This window comes from Halobaculum sp. XH14 (assembly GCF_032116555.1).
In the GTDB taxonomy this organism is placed as follows: Archaea; Halobacteriota; Halobacteria; order Halobacteriales; family Haloferacaceae; genus Halorarum; species Halorarum halobium.
Window position 1 is genome coordinate 2393629 of the sequence record NZ_CP134949.1, and the last position, 23529, is coordinate 2417157.

Annotated in this window: 23 protein-coding genes and 1 tRNA gene; 5 read left to right on the forward strand and 19 right to left on the reverse strand. The window is 69.0% G+C overall.

Translation table 11 applies throughout. The annotated features are described in order from the left end of the window. Positions 1-121: 121 nt before the first annotated feature. The 9 genes from RJT50_RS12215 to RJT50_RS12255 form a co-directional block, all read right to left on the reverse strand. Positions 122-460, reverse strand: a complete 339-nt coding sequence (locus RJT50_RS12215) for a DUF7344 domain-containing protein (RefSeq protein ID WP_313691665.1) — start codon at positions 458-460, stop codon at positions 122-124. A gap of 283 nt (positions 461-743) precedes the next feature. Continuing rightward, positions 744-995 carry a hypothetical protein gene (locus RJT50_RS12220; protein WP_313691666.1) on the reverse strand — a complete coding sequence of 84 codons (252 nt, stop codon included), beginning with the start codon at positions 993-995 and terminating at the stop codon, positions 744-746. Positions 996-1193: 198 nt separating this feature from the next. After that, a tRNA-Ala gene (locus RJT50_RS12225) sits at positions 1194-1265 on the reverse strand. Continuing rightward, positions 1245-1931, reverse strand: coding sequence for a rhomboid family intramembrane serine protease (locus RJT50_RS12230; protein ID WP_313691667.1), 687 nt, complete (start codon positions 1929-1931; stop codon positions 1245-1247). Before RJT50_RS12230 ends, RJT50_RS12225 begins: the two co-directional genes overlap by 21 nt. Positions 1932-2151: 220 nt before the next feature. Further along, on the reverse strand, positions 2152-2466 hold the full coding sequence (gene rpsJ, locus RJT50_RS12235) for a 30S ribosomal protein S10 (protein ID WP_313691669.1): 315 nt from the start codon (positions 2464-2466) through the stop codon (positions 2152-2154). Then, complete coding sequence (gene tuf / locus RJT50_RS12240) at positions 2467-3735, reverse strand: translation elongation factor EF-1 subunit alpha (RefSeq protein WP_313691671.1); 1269 nt, start codon at positions 3733-3735, stop codon at positions 2467-2469. A gap of 281 nt (positions 3736-4016) precedes the next feature. Next, positions 4017-4997, reverse strand: coding sequence for a homoserine dehydrogenase (locus tag RJT50_RS12245; protein WP_313691672.1), 981 nt, complete (start codon positions 4995-4997; stop codon positions 4017-4019). Next, the gene (locus tag RJT50_RS12250) at positions 4994-5659 is read right to left on the reverse strand and encodes an amino acid-binding protein (RefSeq protein ID WP_313691674.1); all 666 of its coding nucleotides are present in this window, start codon (positions 5657-5659) and stop codon (positions 4994-4996) included. The genes RJT50_RS12245 and RJT50_RS12250 overlap by 4 nt, the downstream gene beginning before the upstream one ends. A gap of 366 nt (positions 5660-6025) precedes the next feature. Beyond that, entirely contained in the window at positions 6026-8218 is a 2193-nt protein-coding gene (locus RJT50_RS12255; protein WP_313691675.1) for an elongation factor EF-2, read from the reverse strand. 246 nt (positions 8219-8464) lie between these two features. Between RJT50_RS12255 and RJT50_RS12260 the strand changes: the two genes are divergently transcribed. Next, positions 8465-9376, forward strand: a complete 912-nt coding sequence (locus RJT50_RS12260) for an NAD(P)-dependent oxidoreductase (protein ID WP_313691676.1) — start codon at positions 8465-8467, stop codon at positions 9374-9376. Positions 9377-9485: 109 nt separating this feature from the next. Then, positions 9486-10280, forward strand: coding sequence for a DUF5781 family protein (locus tag RJT50_RS12265; RefSeq protein WP_313691677.1), 795 nt, complete (start codon positions 9486-9488; stop codon positions 10278-10280). A gap of 75 nt (positions 10281-10355) precedes the next feature. Here the strand turns inward: RJT50_RS12265 and RJT50_RS12270 are convergent, their stop codons facing one another. Beyond that, positions 10356-11648, reverse strand: coding sequence for an MFS transporter (locus RJT50_RS12270; RefSeq protein ID WP_313691678.1), 1293 nt, complete (start codon positions 11646-11648; stop codon positions 10356-10358). 462 nt (positions 11649-12110) lie between these two features. On the opposite strand from RJT50_RS12270, the gene RJT50_RS12275 reads away from it, so the two are divergent. Together RJT50_RS12275 and RJT50_RS12280 are read left to right on the forward strand one after the other, a co-directional pair. After that, positions 12111-12821: a ribulose-1,5-bisphosphate 5-phosphatase gene (locus RJT50_RS12275; RefSeq protein ID WP_313691679.1), complete on the forward strand. Its 711-nt coding sequence runs from the start codon at positions 12111-12113 to the stop codon at positions 12819-12821. After that, on the forward strand, positions 12818-13453 hold the full coding sequence (locus RJT50_RS12280) for a ribulose-1-phosphate aldolase (RefSeq protein ID WP_313691680.1): 636 nt from the start codon (positions 12818-12820) through the stop codon (positions 13451-13453). The genes RJT50_RS12275 and RJT50_RS12280 overlap by 4 nt, the downstream gene beginning before the upstream one ends. A 40-nt stretch (positions 13454-13493) precedes the next feature. On the opposite strand, the gene RJT50_RS12285 is transcribed toward RJT50_RS12280, so the two are convergent. The 4 genes from RJT50_RS12285 to RJT50_RS12300 form a co-directional block, all read right to left on the reverse strand. Continuing rightward, a complete protein-coding gene (locus RJT50_RS12285; protein ID WP_313691682.1) occupies positions 13494-14636 on the reverse strand; it encodes a GAF domain-containing sensor histidine kinase in 1143 nt (380 codons plus the stop codon). Positions 14637-14774: 138 nt separating this feature from the next. Then, positions 14775-15674: a hypothetical protein gene (locus RJT50_RS12290; RefSeq protein ID WP_313691683.1), complete on the reverse strand. Its 900-nt coding sequence runs from the start codon at positions 15672-15674 to the stop codon at positions 14775-14777. Between the two features lie 274 nt (positions 15675-15948). Next, positions 15949-16563: a 30S ribosomal protein S7 gene (locus RJT50_RS12295; RefSeq protein ID WP_313691684.1), complete on the reverse strand. Its 615-nt coding sequence runs from the start codon at positions 16561-16563 to the stop codon at positions 15949-15951. A 2-nt stretch (positions 16564-16565) separates the two neighbouring features. After that, on the reverse strand, positions 16566-16994 hold the full coding sequence (locus RJT50_RS12300; RefSeq protein WP_313691686.1) for a 30S ribosomal protein S12: 429 nt from the start codon (positions 16992-16994) through the stop codon (positions 16566-16568). Positions 16995-17255: 261 nt separating this feature from the next. Here RJT50_RS12300 and RJT50_RS12305 point away from each other — a divergent pair, with 261 nt between their 5' ends. Then, positions 17256-17399 (forward strand): hypothetical protein, encoded by a 144-nt coding sequence (locus RJT50_RS12305; RefSeq protein ID WP_313691687.1) that lies wholly within the window; start codon positions 17256-17258, stop codon positions 17397-17399. A 204-nt stretch (positions 17400-17603) separates the two neighbouring features. Here the strand turns inward: RJT50_RS12305 and RJT50_RS12310 are convergent, their stop codons facing one another. The 5 genes from RJT50_RS12310 to RJT50_RS12330 all read right to left on the reverse strand — a co-directional run bounded on the left by RJT50_RS12310 (position 17604) and on the right by RJT50_RS12330 (position 23529). After that, on the reverse strand, positions 17604-17867 hold the full coding sequence (locus RJT50_RS12310; protein ID WP_313691689.1) for a hypothetical protein: 264 nt from the start codon (positions 17865-17867) through the stop codon (positions 17604-17606). Positions 17868-17948: 81 nt separating this feature from the next. After that, the gene (locus tag RJT50_RS12315) at positions 17949-18830 is read right to left on the reverse strand and encodes a mechanosensitive ion channel family protein (RefSeq protein WP_313691691.1); all 882 of its coding nucleotides are present in this window, start codon (positions 18828-18830) and stop codon (positions 17949-17951) included. A gap of 105 nt (positions 18831-18935) precedes the next feature. Continuing rightward, complete coding sequence (locus RJT50_RS12320) at positions 18936-19361, reverse strand: NusA-like transcription termination signal-binding factor (protein WP_313691692.1); 426 nt, start codon at positions 19359-19361, stop codon at positions 18936-18938. Beyond that, on the reverse strand, positions 19362-20600 hold the full coding sequence (gene rpoA2, locus RJT50_RS12325) for a DNA-directed RNA polymerase subunit A'' (protein WP_313691693.1): 1239 nt from the start codon (positions 20598-20600) through the stop codon (positions 19362-19364). Beyond that, positions 20593-23529, reverse strand: coding sequence for a DNA-directed RNA polymerase subunit A' (locus tag RJT50_RS12330; RefSeq protein ID WP_313691694.1), 2937 nt, complete (start codon positions 23527-23529; stop codon positions 20593-20595). The genes rpoA2 and RJT50_RS12330 overlap by 8 nt, the downstream gene beginning before the upstream one ends.

Below are 23529 nucleotides of genomic sequence, written 5' to 3' on the forward strand. Positions count from 1 at the left end.
CTATTTCGAATTGAAAAGTACGGAACACTGGGATCAGCGTCAACAGAACACCACAGTTTGTCTGTGATTGATGGTGCTGATAGGAAATCGGGGGCTCTCCGTCACCTCAGTCTCTCGGACGTTACGGGTTTCGGTCCGGGCGTTCGATCACCTTCGCAATCGAGAGGATGGCGGCGAACGAAGGAGGAGTTTCGGTGAGTTCGACCGTTCCCTCATCCGGATTATACTGAATGTACGTTGTCTCGGATGCTTTCGGTAAATCGACGTGGTAGAGTTTGAGTTCAATTCCGTCGAACGCCCCCTCAGGAACGGGGCCGATTCCAGGGTCGGATTCCCACTCTGCGACCTGTGCTGCTACCTCGTCGATAAGAACAGGTCCCTCCTGTTGGTCAAGATAGTAGAGTGCGTACCGTCGCCGCTTCTTGCTCAGGAGTTCAAATATCCGATCCATAGAGACCATTCTTAATGATTAATCCCAATAATCAAAACGGTTGCGGTGCCAGTAACAGATCCTCTACCGACCCCTGAAACTCCATGACGCATTCCTGTGCTATCGTTGACTTTTAGCTCGATTCAAATCAATGAGGACCCTGCAGGCTGAAGGAGAACGCTGGGCGGATTTGAGGAAACGCCGGTTCAACGGCCAGACCGATAGGGTACAGAAACGGTTCCGCCTGCTCACTATTCCAAGATATATTATGAGAATACTTGAGTAACTGAATTAGTGAACAATAGATCAGTTATCAGGCACGCCCGTAAGTGGTGGTATGGACATCAAGACGGTCCATACTCGAGACGACGACGGACAGCACACCTACCGCGTGGTCCCCATCCAGAACGCCGGTGAGACGTACCGCCACACGTTCGAAGTGACCGACGACGGCGAACACGTCGGCCACGAGTACGTCGGCGCTGGCGAGCCGGGCGACGTCGACGGTGGTCTCACGCTCGCCGTCGAACGTCTCGGGGTCGTCCCCCGGATCGTCGGCGCTCATGCGGCACCACCGCCTCGTTCCTTCGCCGTTTCAGGGGTGTCACTCGCGGAAGTTACGGGACGGCGGCTCCCGGAAGTGGCGAGTTCGTGAACTCGCTCAGACACCCCCATTTCTTCCCGGCGTCCGATTCTCGGAACGGGCGAGAAACAGGTGTCACTCGCCAGTTTAGTGCGCCTTCGCAGCGAAGGAGTATTTAAGTGGACTCGCTGGGATTTGAACCCAGGGCCTCTTCCTTGCGAAGGAAGCGATCTACCACTGATCTACGAGCCCGCACCAGAACGAACCGCTGGCGTTCACTTGAGGGTTCCGTTTCGCGCCACCAGCCAGCAAAAACTCACGCACGCAACAGCCGGAGCCGTCCCGTGACCAGCCCGAACACCGCCCCGTGAAGTGGGCCACCAGCGCGCTCCCGACGGCGCTGAACGCGAGCGTCAGGCCGGCGGCGACCAGCGCGACGACCGCCGCTGCGACCCGGGTCGAGAGCCCGATTCGATCGAGCAAGCCGGTCGAGACGGGGTTCGCCGCGAGCACGTAGCCGGCGAGCGCGAACGCCGCGCCGCTGGCGCCGAGCACGCCCGCCGACGGGCCGAGGAGGCCGCCGAGCCACACCTGGGCGAGGCCGGCGAGCGCTCCCGTGGTGACGAAGAACGCGTGAAAGCGGAATCGGGTCGTGTTCCGAGCGACGAGACTCCCGGCGAGCGCGACGACGACCGCGTTGGCGAGGAGGTGGCCCGGACTCGCGTGGGCGTACACGCTCGTGAGGAGTACCCACGGCCGGGAGACGAACGACTCCGAGAGGACGAACAGGCCCGCCAGGCCGACCAGGGCTCCCGCCCAGGTCATCAGCGAGACGAGACACATGGCCGCGAGCGTCTCGATGACGGGGTTCCCGGCGAGCGTGAGCCACCGACGGCCCGTCGAGTCGTCGTCGGTCATGGCGATGACACCGTGCGAGTCACGGGTGGTCAGTCTCCGTCGCCCGGGACCTAAACCTCTCGGCCCGGGTACCGAAAATGGCTCGCGAGCCGGACGGGCGCGCCCCATCGCCCGTACGATCCACTGGGCCCGGTTCGGTATTTGAACCTTCGCCAGAGCCGTCGCTGGGCGGTCGGAAAGAGATGAGAATCGAAGCGGCGTGGGTGCGCCTTAGCGGTCCTCAGTCCTCGAGGACGATCTCGATGCTGACGTCGTTTGGCACCTGAATCCGCATCAGCTGCCGGAGCGCGCGTTCGTCGGCGTCGATGTCGATGAGCCGCTTGTGGACGCGCATCTCCCAGTGCTCCCACGTGGCGGTGCCTTCACCGTCCGGGGACTTCCGGGACGGGACCTCCAGCGTCTTGGTCGGGAGCGGGATCGGCCCCGACAGGGCGACGCCGGTCTTGTCCGCGATCTCCCGGACGTCGTCGCAGATGTCGTCCAGGTCCTCGGGGCTCGTCCCCGCGAGTCGGACCCGCGCCTGTTGGCCCGGCATCTATCGCTCGTTGACGCTGAGGACCTGGCCGGCCGCAATGGTCTGACCCATGTCGCGGATGGCGAAGCTGCCCAGCTCCGGAATCTCGCCCGACGGCTCGATGCTGAGGGGCTTCTGGGGTCGGACCGTCACCTTCGCGGCGTCGCCGGACTTGATGAAGTCCGGGTTCTCCTCGGCGACCTCGCCCGAGGACGGGTCGATCTTCGCGTCGAGCGACTCGACGGTACAGGCGACCTGGGCCGTGTGGGCGTGGAACACCGGCGTGTAGCCGGCCGTGATGACCGACGGGTGCTGCATGACGACGATCTGAGCCTGGAACGTCTCGGCGACCGTCGGCGGATCGTCGGCCGGGCCACAGACGTCGCCGCGGCGGATGTCGTCCTTGCCGACGCCGCGGACGTTGAACCCGACGTTGTCGCCGGGCTCGGCCTTGGGCACTTCCTCGTGGTGCATCTCGATGGTCTTGACCTCGCCGCCGGCGTCCGAGGGCTGGAACGAGACGTTGTCCCCGGTGTTGAGGACGCCCGTCTCGATGCGGCCGACCGGGACGGTCCCGATGCCCGAGATGGTGTAGACGTCCTGGATCGGCAGGCGGAGCGGCGCGTCCGTCGGCGGGGACGGCACCGGCAGGTTGTTCAGCGCCTCGAGGAGGATCTGGCCGTCGTACCAGTCCGTGTTGTCGGACCGCTCGGCCACGTTGTCGCCCTCGAAGGCCGACAGCGGGATGAACTCCGCGTCCTCGGAGTTGAAGCGCACCTGCTTGAGGAGGTCCTGCACGCCCGACTTGACCTCGTTGTAGGTGTCCTCGCTGTAGTCGACGACGTCCATCTTGTTGACGCCGACGATGAGTTCCTCGATGCCCAGCGTGCGCGAGAGGAACACGTGCTCGCGGGTCTGGGGCGCGACGCCGTCGTCGGCCGCGACGACGAGCACCGCGTGGTCGGCCTGGGACGCACCGGTGATCATGTTCTTCACGAAGTCACGGTGGCCCGGCGTGTCGACGATGGTGAAGTGGAACTCGTCCGTGTCGAACTCCTTGTGGGCGATGTCGATGGTGACGCCGCGCTCGCGCTCCTCGGCGAGGTTGTCCATGACGTAGGCGAACTCGAAGCCGCCCTTGCCCTTCTCCTCTGCTTCCTCTCGGTACTGCTCGATCACGTGCTCGGGGACGCTCCCTGTCTCGAAGAGGAGGCGACCCACGAGCGTGGACTTCCCGTGGTCGACGTGGCCGATGATGGCCAGGTTCTGGTGGGGTTTGTCTTCGCTCATTGTGGAATCACGCGCTAAGGCGCTCTGTAAGGGTCCGTTCGTCTGATTGCCCTAAAACCATTTCGATACGCTGCACGCCCCGTCACGGCGCAGTCTTGCGATTTTTCGTGTGTCGCGTTCTCGTGCGTTCGGTTCCCACGGTGTGATCGGGAGGACGTGGTCGGCGTGTTTCCGGCTGATCGTCGACCGGGCCGAAACGACAGGTTGGCGTCCGAGCCGTTCCTGACGGTGCAGAGCGGCCCACCGGACGTCCCGAACCGGAATCGAAACTCGGTCCGCCCCTACCCCAGCCGCCCCACGTCCGAGAGCACCGCGCTGGCGGTCTCCTCCCCGCCCGCGCCGGCACCGGAGATCGCCAGGTCGCCCGAGTAGTCCGCGTCGATTTTGACGATGTTCCTCGTCCCCGACACCGCGAGCGTCCCGTTCTGGGGCACGAGCCGGGGGCCCACGCGGACCCCCTCCCTCGTCGCCTCGCCGATGAGTCGCACGGTTCGGCCGTCGTTGATCGCGAGTTCGAGCGCGCTGCCGGTGACGTTTCGGATCCCCTCGACGTCGGCGTCCGCGAGAGCCAGTTCCCGGTCCCGGAGTTCCGCGACCGTCTCGCAGCCGGCCTCCCGGAGCACGTTCGCCAGGATGACACACTTCAGCGCGGCGTCGGTCCCCTCGACGTCGAATGAGGGGTCCGCCTCGGCGACGCCGAGGTCCTGGGCCTCCGCGAGCACGTGGTCGTAGTCCAGCCCCTCGGCGGCCATCCGCGAGAGCACGAAGTTCGCGGTGCCGTTGAGCACGCCCCTGACCGCGGTCACGCGCTCGGGCCCGAGGTCGTCGATGGTCGCGAGCGCCGGGATCGCCCCCGCGACGGTCGCCTCGAACAGCACCTCGCCGTGGCTGTCGGCCTCCAGGGCGCGCACGTCCGCGAAGCGCTCGGCGACCGGACCTTTGTTCGCGAGCACGACGTCCCTGTCGCGCTCTAGCGCGGTCCGCACGTGCGAGAAGCCGGGTTCGGCGTCGCCGAGCGTCGTCGGCGTCGCCTCCACGAGGGCGTCGTAGTCGGCGGCCAGCACGTCCGCCGGGTCCGCGTCCCCGAGGCCGGCCCCGTCGTCCTTGCCCGCGAGCGCGCCGGCGACGTCCACGCCGTCGGGGTCGACGACCGCCGAGGACGAGTCCGCGAGCGCGACCACGGCGTAGCCGTACTCGCCGGCCAGTTGGGCGACGGAACGGCCGACCGCGCCCGCGCCCAGCACCGCGAGCCGCGTCGTCATTGGCCCCCCTCCATCGGCTCGATGACGTGGATTCCCTTCTCGGCCGCGACCGAGCGAACCGTCTCCAGCACCCCGGCCGTCTCGCCCTCGCGCGCCCTGAGTCGCAGGCGGGCGCTCGACTGCTCGTCGCTCCCGGCCCCGGCGGGCGCCGACAGCTCCAGGTCGGCGACGGTCGCGTTCGAACCGTCCACGAGCCGCCGCAGCGTGTCCGAGAGGTCGGTGTCGACGAGGTGGCCGACCAGCACCACCGTCACCTCGGCTCCGAACTCCTCCGCGCCCGCGCGGGTGACGTTCACCCCGTTGTCACGCAGCGCCTCGAGGATGGTCTCGAACCGGTCCGGCGGACACTCCAGATCGACGGCGACGGGGATTCGCCCCCGCGGCGTGATGTTCCCCCGTTCGTGGAACACCGACAGCAGGTTGCCGCCGTTCTCGGCGATGGGTTTCAGCGCGGCCAGTAGCTGGCCGGGCTCGTCGACGAGTTCGATGCGGACGGTGTGTGCGACGGGCGCGTCGCCGCCGTCGGCCCGGGTCGCCTCCTCCTCGGGCGCGTCGCCGCCGTCGGCTCCGGGCTCGCCGTCAGTTCTCGGTCCGCCGTCGGTGCGCGCGCCGGCCTCGGACGGCGGGCGCTCGCCGGGGGCTGCCGCCGGGTCGGCGGGCATCTACCTCGCCCCCCGGCCCGCGTCAGCCCGTCCCATCCCGGTCGCGGTGTGGCAGGACCCGACAGTTGTTGTCGACGTGCGGGGCTGGTGGAGTCGTTCGCAGCCGTCGCGCCGACCGTGGGTCGTGCCACTTGGCATGCTCTGTTTCTGGGGAGGGGGAGGTGATAAGTCTTCTACGGTGGCGAGGATTGCCAGTGTGTGGTCGGTTCTGAACTGCACGCAAAGTTGGTTCGTCCATCGTCGGGATCACGCTGGTGACGACCGCGGCAGCCGCGGTAGCGAACGCGGTCACGGTCGGACTCGTCAGTCGGAGCCGTCACTCACGGACGAAGCACGACTGAAAGAAGGGAATCGAGAAGAAACCGACTAGATGTACTCGATCGAGGGCGGCAGTTCGAGCTTCATACCCTTCCGCTCGCGGATCTCCATGATCGTCTCGCGCTGGAGGTTGTCCACGAGCACGCGGAAGCCCGCGTTCTCCGTGTTCCAGGAGGCGCGACCCTCGGTCGCGCTGCGGATGTCGCTGGAGAAGCCGATCATCTCCTCGACGGGCGCGATGCCCTCGATGACCATGAGGTCGCCCTCCTGGTACATGTCGTCGACGCGGCCGCGGCGACCCTGGATTTCCCCGGAGGCGTCGCCCATGTACTCGTTGGGCACGTCGATGCGGACGTCCTGGATCGGCTCGAGCAGGCGGACCTCCGCGTCGATGAGCGCGCGGTGGACCGCGTCCCGGACCGCCGGGATGACCTGTGCGGGGCCGCGGTGGATCGTGTCCTCGTGGAGCCGCGCGTCGTGGAGGCGGAACAGCGAGCCCTGGACGGGTTCGGCGGCGAGCGGGCCATCGTCGAGTGCCTCGTCGAGGCCCTCGATGACGAGCTCCATCGTCTCGTTCAGGTGCTGGATCCCCTTCGTGTCGTCGATGAGGATGTTCGTCCCGTGGATGTGCTCGACGTTCTGGGACGTGTCCTTGTCCATGCCGGCCGCCTGGAGCGCCTCGCGGCGCTCGAGTTCGGGCATGTCCATCGAGATCTCGCCGAGCTGGATGTCGTCGACGATCGACTGGGCCATCGGCTCGACGGTGATGTAGAACTTGTTGTGCCGGTTCGGCGAGACGCCCTCGACCTCGCGGGAGGCCTCCTGTGGCTGCTCGCGGAACACGACGATCGGTTCGCCGGTGTTGACCGGGATGCCCTGGTTCTTCTGGATGCGCTGGGTGATGACCTCGAGGTGGAGCTCACCCTGCCCGGAGATGAGGTGCTCGCCGGTGTCCTCGTTGATCTCCACGCGGATCGTCGGGTCCTCCTTGGCGACCTGCTGGAGCGTCTGGATGAGCTTTGGCAGGTCGTCCATGTTCTGGGCCTCGACGGACTTCGTGATGACCGGCTCCGAGATGTGCTCGATCGACTCGAACGGCGTCATCTCGATGTCGGAGACGGTCGAGCCGGCGATGGCGTCCTTCAGGCCGGTGACCGCCGCGATGTTGCCGGCGGGGACGCCCCGATCGAGCTCCTCACGCTCGCCGCCCATGTAGATCCCGACCGACTGGACGCGGTTCTTCCCGGCCGTCCCGGAGACGAACAGCTCCTGGCCCTTCTCGAGCGTGCCCGAGAAGACGCGGCCGGTCACGATCTCGCCGGCGTGGGGGTCCATCCCGATGTCGGTACACATGAGGACGATGTTGCCGTCGCGGTCCACGGTCTGCATGTCCTCGGCGACCTCGGAGTCGTCGTCGCCGCGCCAGATGCGCGGGACGCGGAACGGCTGGGCCGTGAGCGGGTTCGGGAAGTGCTCGGCGACCATGTCGAGCACGACGTCCGAGAGCGGCGTGCGCTCGTGGAGCTCCTCGCGGTTGTCGTTCTGCTCCATCTCGATGATGTCCGCAAAGGAGATGCCCGTCGCCTCCATCGAGGGCATCGAGACGCCCCACTTGTACAGCGCGGAGCCGAAGCCGACGGTGCCCTCCTCGACCGAGACCGTCCAGTCCTCGGTGATGTCGTCCATCTCCTCGGTCATCCCGCGGATGAGCTCGTTGACGTCGCCGATGACGTCCATGAGCCGCTGTTGCATCTCCTGGGGACCCTCCTGGAGCTCGTTGATGAGGCGGTCGACCTTGTTGATGAACAGCGCGGGCTTGACGCCCTCGCGGAGCGCCTGCCGGAGCACCGTCTCGGTCTGGGGCATCGCCCCCTCGACCGCGTCGACGACGACGAGCGCGCCGTCGACGGCGCGCATCGCCCGGGTCACGTCGCCGCCGAAGTCGACGTGGCCGGGGGTGTCGATGAGGTTGATGAGGTGGTTGGTGCCCTCGTACTCGTGGGTCATCGAGACGTTCGCCGCGTCGATGGTGATGCCCCGCTCCTGCTCGTCCTCCTCGGTGTCCATGGCGAGCTGCTGGCCCGCGGTGTCGTCCGAGATCATGCCGGCACCGGCCAGCAGGTTGTCCGAGAGTGTCGTCTTGCCGTGGTCAACGTGAGCCGCGATGGCGATGTTCCGGATGTGCTCCGGCTCGTCCATCAGCGTCTCACATTCCTGTACGATTTTCTTTCGTCGGCCCATTACCGGGCGCTACTGTGCGCCCGGTCAAAAGGGTAGTGCTTTGCCGGCGCCGAAAGCGCCGTCTGCGGCGCTCTCCCGCCCCGTGACAACGGTTCTCGTGCTATCCCGGTTCCGGCGGCTACCGCGCTCGCCCGCCGTCCGACCACTCGGCTTCGTGACCGGTGAGGCTCCGGCGTGACGACCGGCCGACGCAAACCCGCCGCCGTCCGTAGCTATTTACGAGTCTCACACCCACGTCCCCACGTCATGTCGGACAAGACGGTCGGCTTCATCGGCCTGGGAATCATGGGGCTCCCGATGGCGACGAACCTCCTCGACGCCGGCTACCGCGTCGTGGGCCACAACCGCTCGCCGGAACCGACGGCGGAACTGGTCGCCCACGGCGGCGAGGACGGCGAGTCGCCGGCGGGCGTCGCCGAACGGAGCGACGTCGTGCTGCTGTGTCTCCCCGACTCGCCCGACGTGGAGCGGGTCGTCCTCGGCGACGGCGGGGAACCGAACCCGGTGGTGGACGGCGTCGGCCCGGGGACGACCGTGATCGACCACTCGACCATCTCGCCGACCGTCGCGGAACGCGTCGCCGAGGCGCTCGCAGCCGAGGACGCGACGCTGCTCGACGCCCCCATCTCGGGCGGCGAGGAGGGCGCGATCGAGGGGACGCTCTCGATCATGGTCGGCGGCGACGAGGACGCGCTGGACGCCCAGCGGGACGTCCTCGACGTCGTCGGGGGGACCGTCACCCACTGTGGCCCGAGCGGCGCGGGCCAGACGACGAAGGCGTGCAACCAGATCGTCGTCGCCGCCCAGATGGTCGGCGTGAGCGAGGCGCTGGTGTTCGCGGACAACGCGGGCGCCGACCTCGAAGCGGTCGTCGAGGCCATCAGCGGCGGCGCGGCCGGCTGCTGGGCGCTCGACAACCGCGCCCCGGACATGATCCACGGCGACTTCGACCCGGGCTTCTTCGCCGAGTACCAGTACAAGGACCTCCGCATCGCCACCGACGCGGGCGAGGCGTTCGGCTCGCCGATGCCGCAAACGTCGCTCGCCCACGAACTGTACAAGTCGATGGTCGAGAACGGGATGGGGCGGGACGACAACTCCGGCGTGATGCAGGTGCTCGAACTCATGAACGGCGGGCCGGCCCGCGCCGAGGAGTAGGGAACGACTCGCGTCGAGGAGGAGGGAAGACTACGCGTCGCCGGCCGGTCGGGCCGCCCCCCCAACCGGCACAAGAGTGAAACGGTCGCGGGCCGTGACAGTCTCTCACATGGAACTGCGACTGGGTGACGACGGCCCGCCCGAACCCCTTCTCGGCGCCGCGTCGCTCCTCGAGACCGAACGTGACCTCGACCTGCCGGTCCACGTCCGCGTCAGCGACGACCCCGACGAGCGCACGTGGGCCGGCCACTACGAGGACCGCCACGTGCTGAACATCTCCCGGAAAGCCGCGACGAGCGCGATGGCCCGGGAGCTCGCGCTCCACGAGTTCGCCCACATGGCCCGCTACGAGGAGGGTCACCCCTCCCACGTCCAGCCGACCGAGGAGGCGCTGTTCCTCGCGCTCGCCGGGCGATCCGTCGAGCGCCACAGGCTCGCCCACTGCTATCAGATCGCCAACCACATGAAGGACGTCTACGCCGACGACATCACGCTCTCGGTCGGCCCGGGCGGCAAGCTCGTCACGTTCTTCGAGTCGCAACTGGCCGCCGCCGTCGCGGACCGCCCCCGCGAGCACCACCACCCGGACTCGCGGCTGCTCACGGGGAGCGCCGACCCGGACATCACGGCGGTGAACGCGGCGTTCGCGCTGGCGATGTGCGAGCGACACGACCTCGTCGACCGCGGCCACCGACTGTACGACCTCGCGCACGCGGCCGCGGACGACGCGCCCGGCGTCGACGTCGCCGCGTTCACGCGGCTGTTCCGCTCGCTCGCCGAGGACCCCTCCGCCTCGGAGTACCGCAGAACGCTGGTCGACGCGGCCCGACGATACGCGGTCGACGCGAGCGGCTCGGGCGGTTCGGGAGACGGTCCCGGCGACGGCACGGCGGCGGCCGACTGAGCGGGCTCTGGCCCCCTGACGGCGTGGGCCAGGATCGGCTGGACCGGCACCGGAGGCGGCCCGACGGAACTGGCGCTACGAGGTCGTTCGGGTGCCCGCCGCGACCGGCCGTCCGACCGCGGCGGCACCGACCGCGAGCAGCACCACACAGCCCAGCATCGCCGGCGCCGCCACCGCGCCGAAGGCGTCGGCGACCACCCCCGCCGCCAGCGCGAGCGGCGTCCGGACGGCGCCCTGGACCATCGACACCGCCGAGAGCGTCGTCGCGCGCCCCGCGTCGCCGACACGGTCGTTCACGTAGCCGTACGCGATGGGGACGAAGAGGGGGCTCGTCGCCGTCCGCGCGACGAACATCGGCAGCGCGGCGACGAGGACGAGCGGTGGCAGGAGCATGAGGACGGCGGTCACCGCGGGAACGAGCAGGACCGCGCCGCGGACGCCGAGCAGGTCCTCGACCCTGCCGGCCGACGCGGCGGCCACGCCGGCGACGCCGGTGAAGGAGGCGTACATCGCGCCCAGCAGCGACGACTCGGGAACCGCCGACAGCGACGGCGGCAGGAGCGTCCGGAACAGGTCGACGCCGATGGGCTGAACGTAGCCGCCGGCCGCGCCCACGCCCGCCAGCACGACGGCGACGAACGGGACGAACCCCCGGAGGCCCGGGGTGGCGAACGAGTCGCGGACCACGCCCAGCGCCGCACGCGCGGACGTGCCCGCACCCGGGGCCGACCCTCCACCCGCCTCGCGGTCGCCAGTCGACCCCGACTCGCCGTCGGCCACCGATCCCGTCCCGTCGCCCCTCCGGCCGCTCGCCGGGAGCGTCCACAGGACCCCGAAGCCGAGGAGGTTCAGCGCGACCGAGGCGACGAACGGGACGCGCGGGTCGACGGCGTACAGGACCCCGCCCGCGAGCATCGTCGCCACCGAGGTCCAGCGCTCCACCGCGCCGGCGCGTCCGCGGACGCGGGTGAACGCCCCCGCGTCGAGGTGCCGCTGGAGCGTCTCGTAGAGCCACGCGTCGCCGCTGCCGGAGTTGAACGTCGTCGCGAACGCCCAGATCACGTAGAGGACGGCGTAGCCGGCGAACGAGTCGGCGACGACGAACCCAGCGAGCGAGAGCGCGGTGCAGGCGACGCCGCCGGCCATGCTCGCGCGGCGGCCCCACCGGTCGCCGACGTAGCCGGTCGGCACCTCGCTCGCCACGACGACCGCGGCGTAGATGGCCGACAGCGTGCCGTAGCCCGTGAACGACACGTCGCGGAGCACGAACAGCGCGAAGATGGGGTAGATGAACCCGACCGACCGCGTGACCTGGAACCAGTAGAACCGGCGGACGAGGCGGCGTCCTCCGGTTGCCTCGTTCGACATGGGTACGAGTGGCGGCGGCCGGGGCAAATGCGTTCCCTGAAGCGCGTTTCAGTTTTCGGTGGTGTGATTGGTCCGTCGGATGGTGGCAGGAACGACCGGTCGGGTAGTGGGAGGACCAGTCGGTCGGGTAGTGGCAGGAACGGTCGGTCGGGTAGTGGTGACGACCGCGAAAGCCCCCGCGGCTGTCGGCTCCGGCGAACCGCGCTGTGCTCCTCGGCTCACTGCGTTCGCCTGCGGTGCTTGCGGGTTCGGGGTTCGCCGACAGCCGCGGCCCCTTTCAGTCCCACCCGCCGTACTGCACTGCACCGCACCTCACCCTCCCCAGCCTCCTGTGCTCCTCGCGTGCGCTCGCTTCGCTCGCAGTCACGCGCGCCATGTGGTTGATTCACTTCGCACCGAGAGCGGTCGCCACGGTGCATCGTCCGAGTGGGCTTTTTACCCCTCCGCCCCGGACGCGGCGGTATGCCCTACGACGCGGTGTTTCTCGACCTCGACGACACGCTCTACCCGTACCCCCCGTGCAACGAGGCCGGCAAGGAGGCGGCCCGGGAGGCGTTCCTGGAGCTCGGCTACGACCTCGACCGGGAGGAGTTCACCGACCTCTACCGGGAGGGCCGCCGCGCGGTGAAGCGCGAACTCGCCGGAACGGCCTCCGCCCACGAGCGATTCCTCTACTTCAAGCGGGCCATCGAGAGCCACACCGGGACCCATCGCTCCGGGGACGCGCTCCGGCTCGGCGAGGCGTACTGGGACGCGTACGTCGACGAGATGACCCTGTTCGACGGCGTCGTCGAGACGCTGGCGGCGTTGCAGGACGCGGGAGTCGACGTCGCGGTCGTCACCAACCTCACGACGCGCATCCAGCTCGAGAAGCTCGACCGCCTCGGCATCGACGAGCACGTCGACCTGCTGCTCACCTCCGAGGAGACCGGCCGCGAGAAGCCCGGCGCCGTGATGTTCACCCTCCCGCTGGCCCGGCTCGGACTGCGCGCGAGCGAGGTCCTGATGGTCGGGGACGACGTCGAGGCCGACGTCGGGGGGGCGAACGCGGTGGGGCTGGACACGGCGCTGTTCAACGGTCCCGACGACGTCGTCGTCGACGACCTGCCCGACGACCGACGCCCGGACCACACCATCACGGATTTCACGGCGCTCTCCGAGGTGGTCGTATGATCGCCGAGGATGCGCGACGCGCCGTGGTCGAGCACGCACCGGATCTCGCGGCCCTGACGCCGGGCCGCACGGGGAACCTCAGCGTCCGCGAGGGCGACGCCTTCGCCGTCACGCCGACCGGCGTCGCCTACGACGCGTTCGACGCCGCGGACGTGCCGGTCGTGAATCTCGAGGGCGAACGCGTCGCGGGAGAGATGAAACCCTCCAGCGAGGTGCCGATGCACCGCCACATCTACCGCGGGCACGCCGAGGAACCGGGCGCGATCGTCCACACCCACTCGCCGATGTCGACGACGATGGGCGTGCTGCGCGAGCCGCTGCCGCCGATCCACTACATGATCGTCGCCGTCGGCAAGCGCGTCCCCGTCGCCGAGTACGCGCCCTACGGCACCGAGGAGCTCGCGGCGAACGTCGTCGCCGCGCTCGAGGAGGCCGACGCGTCGGCCTCCTTCATCGAGAACCACGGGCTCGTCGTCGTCGCCGACGACGTCGAGACCGCCGTCGAGAACACCCACCACGTCGAGAGCCTGGCGGAGCTGTACCTGCGGTCGCGTTCGGTCGGCGACCCCGTCGAACTCCCCGAGTCGGAACTCGACACGGCGATCGAACAGTTCGAGAGCTACGGACAGTAGACGACCCGGAACTGCCGCCCCCCCCTCCTCGACGGCCCTGTCAGGGCTCCTCGGGCGCCGACCCGGCCACCGCGAACTCGAACCGGACGCCGCCCGCCTCGCTTTCGGCGACGGTCACGTCCCAGCCGTGGGCGTCGGCGATGCGCTCGACGATGTGGAGGCCGAACCCGGTGCCGTCCTCGCGGGTCGAGTAGCCGCGTTCGAACACCCGGTCACGCTGCTCGGGGGGGATGCCTGGGCCGTCGTCCGCGATGGCGAACCCCGAGTCGGTCCGCGCGACCCGGACCGTCACCTCCGAGCCGCCGTGGGCGACCGCGTTGCCGAGGACGTTCTCCAGGAGCTGACGCAGCCGGTCGTAGTCGGCGGTCACCGTGGTCACCGCCTCGTCGACGACGAGCCGTGAGTCCGTGTTCTCGGCGCCGAGCACGGCCCAGGAGGACTCGACGGCCTCGCGCAGGTCGACCGCCTCGGTCGTCCCGATCTCCTGGCCCTCCCTGGCGAGATACAGCAGGTTGTCGATGATGCGCTCGATCCGGTCGTGGGCCGACTCGATCCGGTCGAAGTCGGCCGCGTCGCCCGACTCGCGGATCACGTCGAGATAGCCCTGCGCGACGGTCAGGGGGTTCCGGAGGTCGTGGCTCACGACGCTTGCGAACTCGTCGAGGCGCTCGTTCTGCCGGACGAGTTCGGCCTCGCGGTCGGCCTGCCCGAGCGCGGCCTCGACGTTGGCCGCGAGCACCTTCGCCACCGAGAGCGACGGCTCGTCGAACGCGTTCGGCGTCGGGGAGGCGGCGATGAGGATCCCGTACTCGCCCAGCGGCAGGTGGAGCTCGCTTCGGATGTCGGTGCCGGGGTTGTACACGTCGGGGTGCTCGCGCACGTCCTCGAACACGGCCGGCTCCCCGTGCTCGTACACGCGCCACGCGATGCTTTCGCCCGGCGTGAACGTGGGCACGTCGCCGATGAGTTCGCGGGTGGTGGGAGTCACGGCGACCGGGACCAGTTCGTGGGCCCCCTCGTCGTAGAGGTGGATCGAGTTGGCGTCGAGCCCCAGCACGCGCGAGGCCGCCTCGACGGCGACCTCGGCCACGGTCTCCCGTTCCGTGGCGGCCATCAACTCCCGCGTCGTCTCGTGCAGCGCCTCCAGCCGACGGGCACGCTCGGACGGGGGACGGTCGGTCATCCTGTAGCCTCTGGCAAGCGCGTCCCTAAGAACCTCGGTTTCGGAAGTCCGTCGAGCCGATCCGATCATCCCACTGTCCGATCGATGTCCCGATCGCCTTGCCGTCCGGCCGCCGTTCAGATCACCGTCCGCGCTGCGCTACGTGGGCTCCTCCTCCAGGAACCCGCCGTACTGCAGTTCGGCCCAGTAGACGGCTCCCCGATACTCGACCACCCACGAGCCGCCGTACTCGTCCACGCGGACGCCCTCGACGGCGCGGAACCGCTCCATCACCGAGCGGAACGCCTCGTCGTCGGTCGACTCGGCGTAGTAGGACGACTCGATGGCCTCGGAGACGACCCCGCGCTCGGCCTCGGAGAGTCCGGACAGTTCGAACCGGTACGTCTCGCGGAGGTCGCTCGCGTACGCCTCGGCGCTGGGCGCGATCTCGGTCGCGGTGTAGCGGTAGGTCGTCACCGTCACGTCGGTGGAGTCGACCGCGATCGGATAGCGTTCGCCCTCGTAGTGGACGGCGTCGTACTCGCCCGAGACCAGCACCGACTCGTTCGCCTCGGCCCGGGTGTAGCGTTGCCCGGAACCGAGGTCGTAGCCGGCGGTCGGCGAGTGGTCGGCCGGCGGCGGGAGCAGCGTGTCGAGCAGCGCGCGGTCGGCCGGCGTGAGGTCCTCGTAGGCGACGGCCGGGCCGTCGGTCGAGCCGTTGTAGTCGACCTTCACGTCGACCATCCGCTCGGTGTGGTTCCCGACCGGCTCGGCCGAGATGTCGTAGTACGCGCCGTCGACGGCGTAGGGCGGCCCGCCGGGTTCGACGAACGGCGCGGTGTCGTTCGCGGTCGCCGAGCCGTTCTCGACGGCCGTCTCGACGATCTCGCGGTACCGGACCGCGGGCCGCTCGTCCGAGTCGGGCAGGTCGCGGCTCGCTTCCGCGGCGAGTTCGGTGTCGTTCACGGCGGTCATGTGCAGCGACCCGGCGGCCGAGCAGCCGCTCAGCCCGGCCAGGAGGGCGACCGCCACGAGGAGGAGGAGGGTGCGGGGGTTCACAGCCGGGCGGTTGGTGCTGGCCGGGAAGTGTCTTGTGGGATTCGTCGGTGTTTCTCGTGTCGTTCGTAGTTCGTCGGCTGTTGTGCGACAGTGACGACCGCCCCCACGGGCCATGACGACACTGCGGGCGATACACTGGGAGCCGAGAACGCCGTGAACGTTCGAGGTCCCCACCGTCACGTCCGGCCCGGAACGGCCCTCCTCCACACCGAACGCAGACCCGCCGCTCACCGAACCGAGCAAAAACCGCAAAGGGAGAACCGATCGAAGAACCTTAGCGTGCCGCAGCGGCGACGCGCTCCTTCTCCTCCTTCTGGGAGATGGGGTACGCCTGCACGTCGTAGCGGGCCGCGCCGACGAGCAGGTCCGCGAGCGCCTCGGCGGCGGTCGTCGTCGACTTGTACGTCGCGGACTCGACGCCGTCGCCGATGAACTTCAGCGCCTGGTCGACGCGGCGCTGGGGCGCGACGTCGACGGCCTTCGGGACGGAGATGCCGCCGTACTTCAGGCGGACCGTCTCCTCGCGCGGCGCGGCGTTCTCGACGGCCTCGACGAGCGTCTGCACCGGGTTCTCGTCGGTGCGCTCGTGGACGATGTCGAAGGCGTCCCGGACGATGCGGGTCGCCTGCTGCTTTTTCCCGGTGTTGTCCTCGCTCTGCATCAGGCGGTTGATGAGCCGCTCGACGATGGAGAGCTCCGACTTGCGGAACTGCTTGGACGCGTGCCGGCCCATCGTGTGCGCGATGGGGGTGACGTTGAGGTAGTTCCGGGTCGACGGGTCGCTGTACTCGATCTCGGAGACGTCCCAGACGCCGAACAGCAGCGCGTTGTCGACCGCGTCGTCGCTGTCCGCGGGCGCCTCGGGTTCGGGGGCTTCTTCCTCCGACATGGTTATCGGACCGGCTTCTCCGCGTTCCCGCGTACCAGTTCGAGCATGGCGACGCCGTTCACCTTCTCGACCTTGTAGTTCACGCCCGAGAGGTCGCCCATCGCGCGACCCTTCGCGCCACCGATGCCGGCGATGGTGACCTCGTCGTGCTCGTCGATGAACGAGATGGCGCCGTCGCCGGGACAAAAGGCCGTGACCTGCTTCCCGTTCTTGATGAGCTGAACCCGGACGCACTTCCGGATCGCCGAGTTGGGCTGTTTCGCTTCGATCCCCACCTTCTCGAGGACGATGCCACGCCCCTGCGGGGCGCCCTCGAGGGGGTCGGACTTCTCGCCGAGACCGCGCTCGCGTCGCGCGTACTTCGAGTCGGACCACCGTCGCTTCTGGCGGTCCTTCTTGAGTTTCCGCGCGGCGTATTTGCCGTTCGCCATGGTACCCGCGAGTTCAGGACCGAGCTACGTAAGGGTTCCCTTTCTCGACCGACGAGACGCCACGAGAACGGCCGAGAGGCACCGCTAATCGAATCTGAGGGCGTAACTCGGGTCGCGTTACGACACGAGAAGCGGTCTGCGTCCGAATGCGGCGCGGAGAGGGCGTCGTTCGCTCGGCCGTGTCGTCGTCCTGCCCCCGCGCGAGCCACTGTTTGCAAGTACCAGCACGGCACCCAACCCGCTCGAGGACGAGGTCCATCCGTGACGTATCGAACGACGATCGGCTGGTCGCTCATTTCCTCGGGTGTCGTCACGCTGCTGCTCGTGTACCTCCCGGGCGATTCGCTCTGGTGGGGCCTCGGACTCCTGGCCCTCGGCGTCGCGACGTTCGTGATTCGCCGGTAGCGTCCGGTCCCCGTCCTCCGGATCGCCGGGTCGCCGGGTCGCCGAGTCGCCGGAATCGGGGGTCTCCGACGGTCACGGCTCGCGCCGGTACGGAGCGGACGCGAACGTGGGCGGGGCAGCGTGATCTGAACCGGGACGACCTCGGCCCTGGACCGGGACGACCTCGGCCCTGGACCGGGACGACCTCGGCCGCCCCCGGCGGGGTCACTTGCGTACCACGAACGGCTCGTAGGTGCCCCAGTTGTAATCGGTCGCCTCGCGGGCGAGTTCGTGCATCCGGTCGGCCAGTTCCTCGCGGTCCATGTTCAGTTCGTTTGCCCACTTGCCGAGCACGTTGGAGTCCTCCAGCGCGAACACGAGCGACTTCTCGCTCTCGCCGACCTGTTCGCCGTGGACGTCGCGCAGTCCCGTCACCAGTTCCTCGCGGTCGTCGACCTCGACGCCGAACTCGGTGAGCGTGTCCGTCATGGCGTTCCGTTCGACACGTGTGGACCCACGCGATTAAGCGACGTGGCGGCACGTCACGGGTCCCGCTCCCCGGGCGGCCGCTCACTCCTCCCGGTCGACCGTGAGTCGGCCGTCCAGTTCGCGTCGCGCCGCCGGACCGAGTTCGACTCCCTCGGCTTCGAGCGCCACGATCGCCCGCTCACGGACCGCCGACCGCACGTCCGCCACGTCGTCGACGGTGGGGTCCTCGATCCAGTAGGCGACCGCGAGCCGCACCCCGCCACCGTCGCCCAGTTCCGCGACCCCCGCTTCAGGCACTGGCGAGTCGAGCACGCCCTCGACGCTCCCGGCCGCCGCCGCGAGCGTGCGCAGGGCCACGTCGAGGTCCTCGCCGTGGGCCAGCACCACGGCGTCGCTGACGCGGACCCGGTCGCGCCGGTACGGGCGGGTGATCGTTCCCGTGGCGAGCGAACTGTTCGGCACGGTGACGATCTCGTTTCCGGCGGTCCGCACCCGCGTCGCCCGGAACCCGACCCGCTCCACCCGGCCCTCGCCGTCGGGCCACTCGATCCAGTCGCCGACGTTGAACTCCGGGTCGGCGACGAGCGAGAGGCCGCTGACGAGCGAGCCGATGAGCTCCTGGCCCGCGATTCCGAGCGCGAGCGTCGCCGCCGCGACGACCACGGCCGAGTCCGAGAGGACGGAGCCGTAGCCGGCGGCGACGACGCCGACCAGGGTGGCGACGACGACCAGCAGGACGCGGAGGTACGTCCCGGTCGCGTCGACGACCGTCGGGTTGTTCGGGTTGCGAGCGCGGACGACCCTGACGGCCGCCGGGACGAGGAGCGCCCCGCCGAGGAGGTACACGAACGCGGCGACGGCGAGGAACCACGCCGCGGTGACGAGCGCCGCCGCGAGCGCGTCGGCCGCGACGTCGACCGGACCCGGAACCGGGTCGGGCGGGACGATCTGGCGCGAGCCCATCGGCTCGGCAAACGGCGTCCAGTTCCAAAAGCAGGCGGCGCTTACCCGGCCGTCACCGGCTGCGACGCCGACGGATCCGCCGGCGGGGAGACGGCGCGCGCGGACCTACGCGAGTTGCACGTCGTCGACGTCGAAGTGACGGCGCGCGAGTTCGCGGGCCGTCTCGATGGTCCGGCCCTCCGACCCGATGGCGACCCCGCGGTCGCGTTCCGGCACCTCCACGTAGGCGACCGTGTCGTTCTGCCGGGAGACGGTCACCCCGCGGACGGCCGCCGGCGCGAGCGCGTTCGCCACGAACGCCTCCGGGGTGTCGGCGTCCTCGACGAGCGAGACGTCCGCGCCGAGCCGTTCCTCGACCCGGCGGACGGTCCGGCCGTCCGGGCCGATCGCGTCGGCCATCTCGCCCGCCGGGAGCAGGAAGACGACGCGGTCGCCGCCGTCCTGGAGGAGGCAGTCGACCGGCCCGACGTCGGTCAACTCGTCGAACGTCCCGATGTACTGCCGGGCCTCGTCGGAGAGCTGGACGCGCATTCAGTCGTCGCCGGAGGTCGGGGTGGGCTTCGAGCCCATCCGCAGGTCCACGTCGCCGGTGCCGATCGACACCGGCTTGCCGACGATGACGTTCTCGATGACGCCGTCCAGGTCGTCCTCCTCGCCCATGATCGCCGCGTCGAGCAGGTGGTTGACCGTCACCTCGAACGCCGCGCGGGCGAGCACGGACTCCTTCGAGCCCGAGATGCCGTGTCGACCGATCGACTCGACCGTGCCCCGGTTCGTCATGATGTCCGAGACGAGCATCAGGTGCCGGACGTTCACGTCGTCCAGACCCTGCTCCTCGAGCGTCTCCATCGTCTCGTTGATGATGGACTCGCGGGCGGCCTCGACGCCGAGCGTCCGGTAGATCTCGTGGATGTTGTTACACGTCGTCCGGGAGGCGTCCACGCCCTCGATCTCCAGGGCGTCCGAGAACGCCGACCCCTCGGTGTAGAGGACGAACTCCTCGTCGCCGTCGTCGGTCTCCTCCTTCCGGATGACGACGCGGGTGACCTCCTCGATCCCCTTGAACACGATGTCGCGAAGCTCCTCGACGAGCTGGAGCAGCCGGCGGTAGCTCGGCTCGTCCGGGCCGAACTCGATGTCCGTGCCCGACCGGCGCGTCTGCACGCCCAGCGAGTCCTCGATGATGTCGGCGACCTCGGTGGCGACCTCGGTGGCGTCGTCGTAGGTCGGCCAGCGCTCGAGCAGCGTCTCGTCGTTGAGGTCGACCGAGACGAGCATGTCCGCGACGTTCGTCGAGACGTCCCCGAGCGCGAGGATCTTCGAGGACTCGATCTGCCAGACGACCTCGTGGGCCTTCTCGCGGTCGGTCGCGTGTTCCCCGTCGAGCCGGACGATCATGATCGGGGTGTCGGGCGTCTTTCGGGCGTCCACGAGCTCGATGAGCCGGGGGAGCCCCTGGGTCACGTCCATCTCCGCGACGCCCGCGTAGTGGAACGTGTTCATCGTCATCTGGGTTCCCGGCTCCCCGATGCTCTGTGCCGAGACAGTCCCGACCGGGTCAAGCGGGTCGACGCGCGTGTCGAGGTAGCGTGACTCGACGGCCTGGGCGATCTCGTTCGCCTGCTCGGTCGTGACGCCGCCGCGCTCGTCGACCGTCCCGTACACGCGGTCCTTCAGCCGGCGCGGCAGTTCCGTGTCCTCGACGACGAGCGCGATGTCCTCGGTGACCGCGTCGTGGGCGTCCACGAACCGGTCGACGCTCTCAGTCATCCGACTCCACCCCCACGCCGCCGGCCTTGTCCAGGCCGGGGCCGGCGTACTCCGAGAGGTTCGTCGGCGGCTCCTCGCGGCCGAGGAACTGCGCCTTCTCCTCGTCGGAGCCGAACTCGGCGTCGACGATGCGGTCGGCGATCTGGTCGACCTCGATGGCGTTCTCCTCGGTGGAGGACACCTTCACGGGCGAGGTGCCGTCCTCGCCGTACTCGAACTGGACGATGTTGTCCGAGGTGTCCCGGACGGTGCCGTCGTACTGCGCCTCGAGTTCCGAGAGCGCGTTGATGAGCCGGCGCTGGAGGTAGCCGGACTTGGAGGTCCGGACCGCCGTGTCGACCAGCCCCTCGCGCCCCCCCATCGCGTGGAAGAAGAACTCCCGCGGCGTCAGCCCGCCGCGGTAGGAGTTCTCCACGAAGCCGTGGGCGTCCGCCGAGAGGTCGTGCTCCTCGTAGTGGGCGAGCGTGCGGTCCTCGTAACCGCGGTTGATGCGCTCGCCCCGGACCGCCTGCTGGCCGACGCAGCCGGCCATCTGGGTGAGGTTCAGCATCGACCCACGGGCGCCCGAGCGCGCCATGATGACCGCCGGGTTGTCGTCGGCGAAGTGGTCCTCGGCGATCTCGCCCGCGGAGTCGCGGGCCTTCCCGAGCGTCTGCATGATCTTCATCTCCAGCGTCTCGTCGACGGTACGGCCGGGCAGCGACTCGAGGTCGCCGGCCTCGTACGTGGAGATGAGCTCCTGGACGCGCTCGTAGGCGCTCTCGATCGCCTCGTCGACCTGCTCGTTCGCCTGGGGCGGGATCGACTCGTCGTCGATGCCGAGCGAGAAGCCGAAGTGCATGATGGCACGCATCGCCAGCGACGCCACCTCGTTGATGAACACGCGGGCGCGGGTCTCGGAGTACACCTTCGTGAGCGTGTCGACGACCTCGCCGCCGAACGCGCCGACGGCGTCCTCGTCGATCGTCCCCTCGACGAGCTGGCCGTCCTCGATCCGGACGGTGTCGCCCGCGGAGGAGGTGAACTCGAGGTTCAGGTCCTCGGGCAACAGCTCCGAGAAGACGGTCCGGCCCGTCCAGACCGCCTGGCCGGCCTCGTTCTCGCCGTCGGCCTCGGGCAGTTCGTCGACCGAGGTCGCACGCAGCAGGTCGAGCGCCTGCGTCTCGGTGAACTCGGGGTTCTCGTGGGTCAGCAGGTACGTCCCGGAGATGTGGTCCTGGATCGCCCCGATGATGTTCTCGCCGAAGCGGGGCGAGAGGATCTGTTCTTGCACGCGCATGAGGACGCGCGCCTCCGCGCGGGCTTCCTCGTTCTGCAGGGCGTGCATGTTCATCTCGTCGCCGTCGAAGTCCGCGTTGTACGGCGGGCAGACGACGGTGTTGAGCCGGAACGTCTTGTACGGCATCACCACGACCTCGTGGGCCATGATGGACATCCGGTGGAGCGACGGCTGCCGGTTGAAGATCACGATGTCGCCGTCGACGAGGTGGCGGTTCACCTCCCACCCGGCCTCGACCTTCTCGGCGAGCTCCTCGCAGTTCTTCGCGGTCACCTTCAGCCGGCGGCCGTCGGGCCGCTTCACGTAGTTCGCGCCGGGGTGGCCCTCGGGGCCGTTGGCGACGTAGCGTCGCGCCCGGTCGACGTTCCGCTCGGAGACGTTCATCACCTGCGTCATCTCGCTCGCGACGCGCTCGGGGACGCCGACCTCGTTGAGCGAGAGCGTCGGGTCCGGGCTGATGACCGTCCGGGCAGAGAAGTTCACGCGCTTGCCCGAGAGCGACCCGCGGAAGCGCCCCTCCTTGCCCTTGAGGCGCTGGGAGAGCGTCTTCAGCGGGCGGCCAGAGCGGTGGCGCGCGGGCGGGGTGCCCGAGATCTCGTTGTCGACGAACGTGGTCACGTGGTACTGGAGCAGCTCCCACAGGTCCTCGATGATGAGCTGCGGGGCGCCCGCCTCGCGGTTCTCCATGAACCGCTGGTTGATGCGGATGATGTCGACGAGCTTGTGGGTGAGGTCGTCCTCCGAGCGCTGGCCGTTGTCCAGCGTGATGGAGGGACGCGCCGTCACCGGCGGGACCGGGAGGACGGTCAGGATCATCCACTCGGGCCGGGACCCCTCGGGGTCGATGCCGAGCGCCTCCAGGTCCTCGCCGGGGATGTCCTCGAACCAGTCGCGGATGTCCGAGGGCATCAGCTTGTTCATGTCCTCCTCGGTGAGGTCGACGTCGAGCGCCTTCTCCAGCGCCTTGCGGTCCTCCTGTCGCGGGCGGAACTCGCCCGAGAGGATGTCGTTGACCCGCGAGAGGTCGATTCCGGTCTCCTCCGCGAGTTCGGGCGGTGCCATCCCCTCGTCGTCCTCGTCGTCCTCGTCGGGCTGCATCGCCTCGGCGATGAGTTCGGAGTACTCGCCCGAGAGCACGTCCTGCACCTCGTAGTAGGTGGTCGGCTTCTCGTGTTTGATGTCGGCCTGGGGCGCGCTGCAGTACGGGCACGTCGAGGCCTTCCGGGCCTGGCGGACCGCGGACTTGAGCACGTCCGTCGGGTCGCCGCCGAGGTCCTTCGTCCGCTGCAGGTTCGCCGAGAACTCCTCCTTCTCCTCGTCGGTGAGCGCGAGCCGACCGCACTCGCGGCACGTCGAGCGGAGCAGCCGGCGGATGAGCTTCGTGAAGCCGACGTGGATGACCGGCGCGGCGAGTTCGATGTGGCCGAAGTGGCCGTTACACGACCCGGAGTGCTGTCCGCAGGTGCGACACTCCAGCCCGGGGTCGATGACGCCGAGCCGCGGGTCCATCAGCCCCATGTCGATGGGGTAGCCGTCGTCGTCGTACGTGTCCGCCGTGATCACCTTCGTAGCGGACATGTCGCGGTACGTCTCCGGGTCCATCAGCCCGAACTTGATGGCCCCGATCTCCTTGGGTGTCTGACCAGCCAT